Source organism: Arcobacter sp. s6 (assembly GCF_040884245.1).
In the GTDB taxonomy this organism is placed as follows: Bacteria; Campylobacterota; Campylobacteria; order Campylobacterales; family Arcobacteraceae; genus Aliarcobacter.
Window position 1 is genome coordinate 190,900 of record NZ_JBEVTN010000001.1, and the last position, 7,709, is coordinate 198,608.

The window sequence follows — 7,709 nt, forward strand, 5'->3', positions numbered from 1 at the left end:
TGTAATTTTTACTTGTTACAATTATCATGTTAAAACAATTATATATTTCATAAAAGGAGAAAATATGTCGCTTTCAAGAAGAGACTTCCTAAAAAGCTCAGCAGCCGCAAGTGCAGCAGCCGCAATTGGTATGACAGTGCCAGCTAATTTACAAGCACAAGCTCAAGCCGCTGAAGGTGGATGGAGATGGGACAAGGCAGCTTGTCGTTTCTGTGGTACTGGTTGTGGGATTATGCTAGCTACTAAAGAGGGTAAAATCGTTGCAGTTAAAGGTGATCCAGCAGCACCAGTTAACAGAGGTCTTAACTGTATCAAAGGTTATTTTAATGCTAAAATAATGTATGGTGCAGATAGATTAAAACAACCTCTGTTAAGAATGAATGCAAAAGGTGAATTCGATAAAAAAGGTGATTTTGCACCTGTTTCATGGCAAAGAGCTTTTGATGAAATGGAAAAACATATTAAAATTGCATTAAAAGAAAAAGGTCCTGAAGGTGTTGGAGTTTTTGCATCTGGACAATATACTGTAATGGAAGGATATGCAGCTCAAAAAATGATGAAAGCTGGATTTAGATCAAATGCTTTTGATCCAAATGCTAGACATTGTATGGCATCTGCGGTTGTTGGATTCTACCAAACATTTGGTATAGATGAACCATCTGGATGTTATGATGATATTGAACTTACAGATACAGTAGTTACTTGGGGTTCAAATATGGCAGAAATGCACCCAATTTTATGGTCTAGGGTAACTGATAGAAAATTATCAGCTCCAGAAAAAGTAAAAATTGTTAATATTTCTACATATAGACATAGAACTTCTGATATTGCCGATATTGAGATTATTTTCACTCCAAATACTGACTTGGCATTATGGAATTATATTGCAAGAGAAATTGTTTATAATCATCCAGAAGCTATTGATTGGGATTTTATTAAAGAAAATATCATATTTGCAGCAAGCCCTGTAAATCTTGGTTATGGAATGAGAAGATCTGACGAAAAATCAATTGTAGATGGTAAATATTCTGCAAAAGAAATGGAAACTATTTCAAAAGAAATGGAAAAAATCGTTTCTGAAACAGAAGCTCCAGCACTTGCTCCTTATGGATATAAAGCTGGTGATAAAATGGTAAATACTAATGCAGGATTAGCTCATTGGGAAATTTCATTTGAAGAATATAAAAAATCATTAGAGCCATATACTCTTGATTATGTTGCAAAAATTTCAAAAGGTAACCCTGATGAAGATCTTGAAGAGTTTAAGAAAAAACTTCAAGCTTTAGCTGATTTATATATTGAACAAAATAGAAAAGTTGTATCTTTCTGGACAATGGGTATGAATCAACACACAAGAGGGACATGGGTAAACACTTTATCTTATAATGTTCATTTCTTGTTAAATAAACAAGCTAAACCAGGAAGTGGTGCATTCTCATTAACAGGTCAACCATCTGCTTGTGGAACTGCAAGGGAAGTTGGAACATTTGCTCATAGATTACCCGCTGATATGATGGTAGCAAATCCAAAAGATAGAGAAGTAACTGAAAAAGGTTGGAATGTACCTCTTGGAACTATTAATCCTAAAGGTCACCAACATATTATGAAAATCCATAGAGATATTGAAGATGGAAATATCAAATTTGCTTGGGTAAATGTTTGTAATCCATACCAAGATACAGCAAGTGCTACACACTGGATTAAAGCAGCAAGAGAAATGGATAACTTCATCGTAACATCAGATGGATACCCAGGTATTTCTGCAAAAGTTTCAGATCTTATTTTACCATCTGCTATGATTTATGAAAAATGGGGAGCTTATGGAAATGCTGAAAGAAGAACACAACACTGGAGACAACAAGTATTACCAGTTGGTGATGCAATGTCTGATACATGGCAATGGGTTGAGCTTTCAAAAAGATTTACGGTAAAAGATTTATGGGGTGAACAAGCACTTGCAAGTACAAAAGGTGAAACTAAACTTCCAAATGTAATTGATGCAGCTATTGCTATGGGATATAAAGAAAATACAACTATGTATGAAATCTTATTTGCAAATGAAAAAGCAAAATCTTATAAATTAGATCCAAAAGATCCAATTCAAGCTGGTTATGATAATACAGATGGATTTGGTGATGCAAGAAATATTATCGGTTCAGATGGTAAAAAATGGGAAGGATATGGATTCTTTATTCAAAAATATTTGTTTGAAGAATATGCTGACTTTGGAAGAGGACATGGACACGATTTAGCTGATTTTGATACTTATCACAAAGTAAGAGGTCTTAAATGGCCAGTTGTTGATGGTAAAGAAACTCAATGGAGATTTAATACTAAATACGACCCATATGCTAAAAAAGCAAATCCAAGTGGTGATTTTGCATTTTATGGTACATTAGCTAAAGAATTGGCACAAGGTGATTTACTTGGAGTTAAAGATCAAACTAAGAAATCTCTAAAAAATAAAGCTAAAATATTTGCAAGACCATATATGGATCCACCAGAAATTCCGAGTGTTGAGTATCCAGTTTGGTTATGTACAGGAAGAGTTTTAGAACATTGGCACTCAGGAACTATGACTATGAGAGTTCCTGAACTTTATAGAGCAGTTCCAGAAGCACTATGTTATATGCACCCAGAAGACGCAAAAACCTATGGTGTTAAACAAGGTGCACTTTGTTGGGTTGAATCAAGACGTGGAAAAGTAAAAGCAAGAGTTGAAACAAGAGGAAGAAATAGACCTTCAAGAGGTTTAGTATTTGTACCTTGGTTTGATGAAAAAGTATTTATTAATAAAGTTTGTTTAGATGCAACTTGTCCACAATCTGGACAAACAGATTTTAAAAAATGTGCGGTAAAAATTTACCAAGCATAATAAAGGAGGGTATATTGTTTTGAGCAATATTAATCCTCAAGAAAGAAAAGAGAAAAAAAGATGAGTACATCAGGAAACCAAACAACAAATGAAAGAAGAAAATTCTTTTTAACAATAGCAAGAGCAGCTGGTCTTGCTGTTCTTGGTGGTTTAACGTGGAGTGCCTTTGTTGATGAAGTAAAAGCTAGTTCATTAATATTACGTCCACCTGGTGCTCTAAGGGAAGATGATTTTTTAGCCACTTGTATCAAATGTGGAATGTGTGTAGAAGCCTGTCCTTTTGATACATTAAAATTAGCAAAACCAGGGGATAATAAACCTCTTGGAACTCCATTTTTTGAGCCAAGAGATATCCCTTGTTATATGTGTCCAGATATTCCATGTGTTCCTGTATGTCCTACAGATGCACTTGATATTTTATCTGTACAAAATAAAGAAAAGAAATTAGATATAAACAAAGCCCAAATGGGTGTTGCAGTTGTTGATGATAATTCTTGTATTGCCTTTTGGGGAATTCAATGTGATGCTTGTTATAGAGCTTGTCCACTTTTAGGAAAAGCTATAACAGTAGAATATACAAAAAATGAAAGAACAGGAAAACATGCATTTTTAAAACCAATTGTACATGCGGATGTTTGTACAGGATGTGGTTTATGCGAAAAAGCTTGTGTAACTGAGAAAGCAGCTATTTTTGTATTACCAAGAGAAGTTGCCCTTGGACGTGCAGGAGATTATTATATCAAAGGCTGGGATAAAGGTGATGAAAAAAGATTGGAAAATGCTTCAAGCCAAACAACTAGAACTGAAATAAGTAAAGATAGTGCAGTTAATTCTTTGAATAGTAATAGCGATATGGAGGATTTATTAAAATGATAAATAGTATTTATAAAAAATATAGATTCCTAATTGCTAGAAGAATCACACAAATTTCTATTATGGTTTTATATGTTATCGCAAATGTATATGGAATAAATTTTTTAATGGGGAACTTAAGTTCATCATTACTATTAAATATTATTCCATTAAGTGATCCATATGCAGTTATGCAAATGCTTTTTGCAGGTGCTGCTTTATCTTTTGATATTCTTTTGGGAGCTTTTTTTATTACAATTTTTTATATGATTGTTGGTGGTCGTGCATTTTGTTCTTGGGTCTGTCCTGTAAATATGATTACAGATTTAGCAAACTATTTACGAAGAAAATTTGGATTTAACCAAATCCAAAAAAAACAACCTGCCTCACGAAATATAAGATATTGGGTAATTGCTATTAGTTTTATTATCTCTTTTTTTATGGGTGTTGCAGCTTTTGAATTGATTTCACCTATTTCAATGGTTCATAGAGGAATCATTTTTGGATTAGGTTTTGGTTGGGCTGCAATACTTATAATTTTTCTTTTTGATTTGTTTGTTTTAAAAAATGGCTGGTGCGGTCATATATGTCCTCTTGGTGGATTTTATTCACTTGTAGGAAAATTTAGTTTGATAAGAGTTCATCATAATGCACCTAATTGTACAGCTTGCATGAAATGTAAAGAAGTTTGTCCTGAAAACCAAGTTTTACATATGGTTACAAAAACTTCTATTCCTGTTTTATCAGGAGAGTGTACAAATTGCGGAAGATGTGTTGAAGTATGTGATGATGATGCTCTTAATTTTTCAATAAAAAACTTAAAAAAGGGAGAACAAAATGAAGTTAGGTAAATTAACTTTAGGTATTATAACAGCTGCAACGTTAATAGTTGTTAACTGTGCTGCTGCTGAGAAAACTGTAAGTGAAGAATCTTTAGGATTAAGAACTACAACTATTTATACAGAAGATAAAACAACTGGAGATAAAACTCAATATGGTGATAAAGCTGCTGGAACGAGCACAAAAATAGCAAGAGCATTTGAAAATGCTCCTCCTATGATTCCTCATGATGTAGAAGGAATGCTTCCTATTACTATTGATAATAATCAATGTACTATGTGTCATGAACCATCAGTTGCACCATCAATGGGAGCAACTCCGATTCCAAAAACACACTTTACAAGTTTTAGACCAGAAACTAAACTTACAGAAGATGGAACAATGTTACAAGAAGGTAAACAAATAAATAATACAAGTGATATTAAAACTGTTGAAAAACCACTTGAAACACTTGCTGGGGCAAGATTTAACTGTTCACAATGTCACGCTCCTCAATCAGAAGGAACAGATGCACCTAAAAATAACTTTGCTACTGAATTCAGAAGTGAAGGTTTAAATGGTCATTCAAATTTAATTGATACAATTAATGAAGGTGTAAAATAAACTATGAAACGAAGAGAACTTTTTAGTTCTCTTTCTTCATCTTTTTCTAAAAAAGAGAAGAAAGAGATAGTTTTAAGACCTCCATATTTTCAAGACGAAACTATTTTTTTTACAAACTGTATATCTTGCGAAGGATTATGTAGTACAGCTTGCGAAGAAAATATTATTATAATTCAAGAAGACCTTACACCTAAACTTGATTTTACTTCAAGTGGATGTACTTATTGTGATGAATGTGCAGCTATTTGTCCAAATGAAGTTTTAAAATTAGAATATAAAAAACATATAAATGCTAAAATAGAAATAGATGTATTATCTTGTCTTTCCTGGAATCAAACAATGTGTTTTTCATGTAAAGATCCTTGTTTAGATGATGCAATTGATTTTTTAGGTATGTTTAGACCAAGCATAAATGATAAATGTACATCATGTGGTTTTTGTATTAAAACATGTCCTACAAGTGCAATAAAAATCGTTTCTTAAAAGAATGGAGAAAAAATGAAATCAAATAAATACCTTTTATATCTTTTTTTTATTTTAAATATATTTATATTAAATATAAATGCAAAAGATTTAACACCTAAAAGTTCACTGCTAGCAAGTGGAGGAGTTATAGATTTAGTTCTTAATAATGATAAGCTTTATGCATCAACAGCAGCTTCAAGTGTAGATATTTTTGATATAAAAACTCAAGAAAAAATAGATTCTATAAAAATGCCTAAAATAAAAGATTTTTTAGGTGATATAATCGACTCAAAAATCTATAGTGTTGATGTGTTAAATGATAATATTTTAATTCTTTCTCAAGGTGAGCAAGGTGGAAGAAATCTTGATATTTACACAAATGGTAAATTCGAAAATATTATTAAAGACACAGAAAGACAATTTATAGCTCGAGCAAAATTTTTAGATGAAAATCATATTATTTATGCCCTACTTTCAAATCAAATTTATCTATATGATATAAAAAATAAAAAGATTTTAAAAGAGATTCAAGTATCACAATCTAAATTTTCAAACTTTAAGTTAACTCAAGATAAAAATAAATTAGTAGTTTGTGATGAAAGTGGAGTAATAAATATGCTGGATTCAAAAACTTTTGAAATACTTAAAACTTTTAGATATCAAAATCTAGATAATGTTTTTCAAGTAGATATTAAAGGTAATTTAATTTTAACAGCAGGTCAAGATAGAAGAGCAGCTGTTTATAATATAGAGACAAATAATGCATATTACAAAGAATACTCTTTTTTAATATATGCAGCAGCTCTAAGCCCTAGCGCAAAATTAGCAGCTATAGCAAGTGATGAAGAAAATAATGTAACAATTTTTGAAATTGATTCACAAAAAGATTTACATAAATTAACACAAAATAAAGCTACTTTATCAAATATCTTATTTTTAAATGAAAATGAACTATTTGTAACTAGTGATGATAAACAAATAAATTATTACAAAATTGATTAAATTAAAAGGATTATAAAATGAATATTTCAAGCATAGTTGTACAAACTTTACCTAAATACTTAAACGAGGTTGTTGAATCTTTAAAAAATTGTGATGTATGTGATTATCATATGCATGATGAATTAGGAAGAATCATAATTACAATAGAAGGAGCAGGTGTTTCTGAAGAGTTAAAAAAGTTGAAAGTTATTGAAGCAATTCCTCATGTAATGAGTGCTGATATGCAAATGGCATATAGTGAAGAAGAATTAAGTGCTCATTTAGAGGTATTAGCAAATGCTGATGCTGTGCCAAAAGTTTTAAATGAAAAAGATATTAAACCTGAAGATATCATTTATAATGGTGATTTAAAGAAAAAAGATTTAGAAGGTTTTGCAAAAACATTTGATAATACAGGAAAATAAAATGGAATATACATCTGGAAATTTTTTATGCGAAACAATTGTTCCAAGTGGTGAATTAATTGTTTCAAGAACTGACTTAAAAGGAATTATTACTTATGCAAACGATACATTTGCAGAAATTTCTGGATATGAGGTAAATGAACTTATTGGTAAACCACATAGTATTGTAAGACATCCAGATATGCCAAAATCAGTATTTAAAGAACTTTGGAATGATCTTCAAACAAAAGGTTCTTGGAATGGTGTAGTAAAAAACATCAGAAAAGATGAAGGATTTTACTGGGTATATGCAGAAATTTCAGGTGTATTTAAAAATAATGTTTTAATAGAATATAAATCAATTAGAACTCCAATATCATTTCAAGATAAAGTAAAATACCAATTACTATATGATAAATTAAAAAAAGACTCAAAAGAAACCACTCGAAAAGTAATATATAATTAGATTAAAAGTTTTTTTAATCTAATTAAAATAGTACCACTTAAATTTTACGTTAATTACAAATAAATTACATTTATTTCAAATTGTTTAAAAAATAACCACTTTTGCTATTCTATTGTTACGATAAAGATATATACTTTCTGTAGAATTTAAATAATACATAAAGGAAGAAAAATGAAAATATTAAAAACTTTGTCACTAACTGTAGCAACTCTTGCTCTTGCAT

Annotated in this window: 8 protein-coding genes; all 8 read left to right on the plus strand. The window is 30.7% G+C overall.

Annotation, left to right across the window (positions count from 1 at the left end; genetic code table 11):
- The first annotated feature begins 64 nt into the window (after positions 1 to 64).
- From napA to ABVS04_RS00975, 8 genes are read left to right on the plus strand one after another with little or no spacing between them, the layout of a single operon-like run.
- Positions 65 to 2,875, plus strand: coding sequence for a nitrate reductase catalytic subunit NapA (gene napA, locus ABVS04_RS00940; RefSeq protein ID WP_368028774.1), 2,811 nt, complete (start codon positions 65 to 67; stop codon positions 2,873 to 2,875).
- Positions 2,876 to 2,935: 60 nt separating this feature from the next.
- A complete protein-coding gene (gene napG, locus ABVS04_RS00945; protein ID WP_368028775.1) occupies positions 2,936 to 3,748 on the plus strand; it encodes a ferredoxin-type protein NapG in 813 nt (270 codons plus the stop codon).
- Positions 3,749 to 3,756: 8 nt separating this feature from the next.
- Positions 3,757 to 4,578 carry a quinol dehydrogenase ferredoxin subunit NapH gene (gene napH, locus ABVS04_RS00950; protein WP_368028784.1) on the plus strand — a complete coding sequence of 274 codons (822 nt, stop codon included), beginning with the start codon at positions 3,757 to 3,759 and terminating at the stop codon, positions 4,576 to 4,578.
- Positions 4,565 to 5,170: a nitrate reductase cytochrome c-type subunit gene (locus ABVS04_RS00955; RefSeq protein WP_368028776.1), complete on the plus strand. Its 606-nt coding sequence runs from the start codon at positions 4,565 to 4,567 to the stop codon at positions 5,168 to 5,170. The genes napH and ABVS04_RS00955 overlap by 14 nt, the downstream gene beginning before the upstream one ends.
- A gap of 3 nt (positions 5,171 to 5,173) precedes the next feature.
- On the plus strand, positions 5,174 to 5,653 hold the full coding sequence (locus ABVS04_RS00960; RefSeq protein ID WP_368028777.1) for a ferredoxin-type protein NapF: 480 nt from the start codon (positions 5,174 to 5,176) through the stop codon (positions 5,651 to 5,653).
- A 15-nt stretch (positions 5,654 to 5,668) separates the two neighbouring features.
- Positions 5,669 to 6,637 (plus strand): WD40 repeat domain-containing protein, encoded by a 969-nt coding sequence (locus ABVS04_RS00965; protein WP_368028778.1) that lies wholly within the window; start codon positions 5,669 to 5,671, stop codon positions 6,635 to 6,637.
- A 17-nt stretch (positions 6,638 to 6,654) separates the two neighbouring features.
- Positions 6,655 to 7,041 carry a chaperone NapD gene (locus ABVS04_RS00970; RefSeq protein WP_368028779.1) on the plus strand — a complete coding sequence of 129 codons (387 nt, stop codon included), beginning with the start codon at positions 6,655 to 6,657 and terminating at the stop codon, positions 7,039 to 7,041.
- A 1-nt stretch (position 7,042) separates the two neighbouring features.
- Positions 7,043 to 7,486, plus strand: coding sequence for a PAS domain-containing protein (locus tag ABVS04_RS00975; RefSeq protein WP_368028780.1), 444 nt, complete (start codon positions 7,043 to 7,045; stop codon positions 7,484 to 7,486).
- Positions 7,487 to 7,709 lie beyond the last annotated feature (223 nt).

Coding starts and splice junctions, on each gene's coding strand:
- napA (WP_368028774.1), top strand. CDS start 65: ATGTCGCTTTCAAGAAGAGACTTCCTAAAAAGCTCAGCAGCCGCAAGT.
- napG (WP_368028775.1), top strand. CDS start 2,936: ATGAGTACATCAGGAAACCAAACAACAAATGAAAGAAGAAAATTCTTT.
- ABVS04_RS00955 (WP_368028776.1), top strand. CDS start 4,565: ATGAAGTTAGGTAAATTAACTTTAGGTATTATAACAGCTGCAACGTTA.
- ABVS04_RS00960 (WP_368028777.1), top strand. CDS start 5,174: ATGAAACGAAGAGAACTTTTTAGTTCTCTTTCTTCATCTTTTTCTAAA.
- ABVS04_RS00975 (WP_368028780.1), top strand. CDS start 7,043: ATGGAATATACATCTGGAAATTTTTTATGCGAAACAATTGTTCCAAGT.
- ABVS04_RS00970 (WP_368028779.1), top strand. CDS start 6,655: ATGAATATTTCAAGCATAGTTGTACAAACTTTACCTAAATACTTAAAC.
- ABVS04_RS00965 (WP_368028778.1), top strand. CDS start 5,669: ATGAAATCAAATAAATACCTTTTATATCTTTTTTTTATTTTAAATATA.